The 1756-nt window shown below is 34.5% G+C and carries 1 protein-coding gene; it reads left to right on the top strand.

Annotated elements, in window-relative coordinates; all coding sequences use genetic code 11:
• Window positions 1–207 precede the first annotated feature (207 nt).
• The coding region (locus GVV20_RS10475) for a MucBP domain-containing protein (RefSeq protein ID WP_250690211.1) at window positions 208–1756 on the top strand (1549 nt) is incomplete at its 3' end.

Raw genomic sequence — 1756 nt, 5'->3', positions numbered from 1 at the left:
ATATATGGGAGGGGGAGTTCATATATGGTGCTGTATAATATTCTTTTTTTGTTTCCTTTTTATACAGGAATACACACAATCAATACCAAAGTAACTTAATACGATAGTAAAATATCGTGCGTTAAGTTTTTTTTGTGTTTCTCTTACAGTGAGACATGAACAGTATATTTCGTTATCTAAGAAGATAATGTAGATGAAGAGGAAAATATGAACCGAGTAAAAACAAATAGAAGTAAGAAATTTGAAAATTTAATAATGAACATTGGAAAAGTATTTATTGTTTCAGCTTTACTCATTTTTTCAAGTGCAAATCTACCAATAAATACAATATTTGCAGCTGAAGAAGTTACCGTGTTGGAAAACGGTGATAGATTGATTGCATGGGATAAAACCGATCAAAAGCTAAGATTGTCTAAAGATAATGTGTTGTTTATTCCGAGTGTTACAATTAATGATCCGCAAGGAATTCATTCTGCAACGGCAGAGTCGGGATTACTCTCTAACACTGCGGTTAAGGTTGTTTTCGAGGGACCAGTAAAAATATCAGGTTATGCTAATGGCTTCCTTTCAAATTTGAAAAAAGTTAAGAATATTGAGAATCTACACTTTCTTGATACTTCAGACGTTTCAAATATGGACTATATGTTCTTTGCCCTTGAATCATTGGAATCTATTGATTTATCAACATTAAATACAAACAGTGCGACTTCAATGAGCAAAATGTTTGCTCAAATGTTTTCAATTAAGGAACTTGACTTGACAAGCTTTAATACATCAAAAGTAACCGATATGCAGAATATGTTCGAGTTTAATCGCTCTCTAAACAAATTAGATATTTCGAGTTTCGACTCTCAAAATCTGTCTAAAACAGGATTTATGTTTATGGAAAATCGCGAACTAAAAGAAATCGTTTTAGGTTCGAAATTTCAGATGAAATCCAATATGGAATTACCAGGTGTTGCAAAGAAGGATCCATATACTGGAAAATGGCAAAATGTTCGTACGGGAAGTGTGTCAAATCCTGCAGGTGAGTATGAATGGTCATCTGCACAGTTTATGAGCAATTATAAAGGCGGTGCACAAGCTGATACTTATGTTTGGCAAACCTTATCAAATCCAGTAGCAGCAGCTGATTTGACAGTACTCTACAAAGATACAGAAGGAAATACAATTGCGACAGACAAAAAAGTCTCAGGAAATATTGGAGACACATTTGACGTTACAACATCAGAATTCAAATTAGATATTACAGGTTATACATTTGCACGAATCGAAGGAACTCCAACAGGAACCTTAAGTGATCAAGCACAAACAGTGACCTATGTTTATACAAAAAATCCAGTAGCAGCAGCTGATTTGACAGTGCTCTACAAAGATACAGAAGGAAATACAATTGCGACAGACAAGAAAGTCTCAGGAAATATTGGAGATACATTTGACGTTACAACATCAGAATTCAAATTAGATATTACAGGTTATACATTTGCACGTATCGAAGGAACTCCAACAGGAACCTTAAGTGATCAAGCACAAACAGTGACCTATGTTTATACAAAAGATCCAGTAGTAGCAGCTGATTTGACAGTGCTCTACAAAGATACAGAAGGAAATACAATTGCGACAGACAAGAAAGTCTCAGGAAATATTGGAGACACATTTGACGTTACAACATCAGAATTCAAATTAGATATTACAGGTTATACATTTGCACGAATCGAAGGAACTCCAACAGGAACCTTAAGTGATCAAGCACAAA

Source organism: Erysipelothrix aquatica, from assembly GCF_009828775.2.
GTDB lineage: Bacteria > Bacillota_I > Bacilli_A > Erysipelotrichales > Erysipelotrichaceae > Erysipelothrix > Erysipelothrix aquatica.
Note: the sequence above shows the minus strand (reverse complement) of the source record. Positions and strands in the feature narration are given on the sequence as shown.